The following is a 280-nucleotide window of genomic DNA, read 5'->3' as shown; positions in this document are numbered from 1 at the left end:
GAAGGGTGACCTGTCGCAGAAGATCACGGTGGATGCCCGGGGTGAGATCCTGGAGTTGAAGTCGACGGTGAACACGATGGTGGATCAGTTGTCGTCGTTCGCCGACGAGGTGACCCGGGTGGCCCGGGAGGTGGGTACAGAGGGCAAGCTCGGCGGTCAGGCCCAGGTACGCGGCGTCGCCGGTACCTGGCGCGACCTGACCGACAACGTGAACTCGATGGCGTCCAACCTGACCAGTCAGGTCCGCAACATCGCGCAGGTCTCCACCGCGGTCGCCAAG

1 protein-coding gene is annotated in these 280 nt (G+C 65.0%); it reads left to right on the top strand.

All coding sequences use genetic code 11. The features are described 5' to 3' along the window. On the top strand, positions 1 to 280 hold a 280-nt coding region (locus D2L64_RS27000; protein ID WP_147376336.1), incomplete at both ends, for a HAMP domain-containing protein.

This window comes from Micromonospora radicis, from assembly GCF_003583405.1.
Lineage (GTDB): Bacteria > Actinomycetota > Actinomycetes > Mycobacteriales > Micromonosporaceae > Micromonospora > Micromonospora radicis.
The sequence above is the reverse complement of the archived record's forward strand: the minus strand, read 5'-3'. Positions and strand labels throughout refer to the sequence as shown.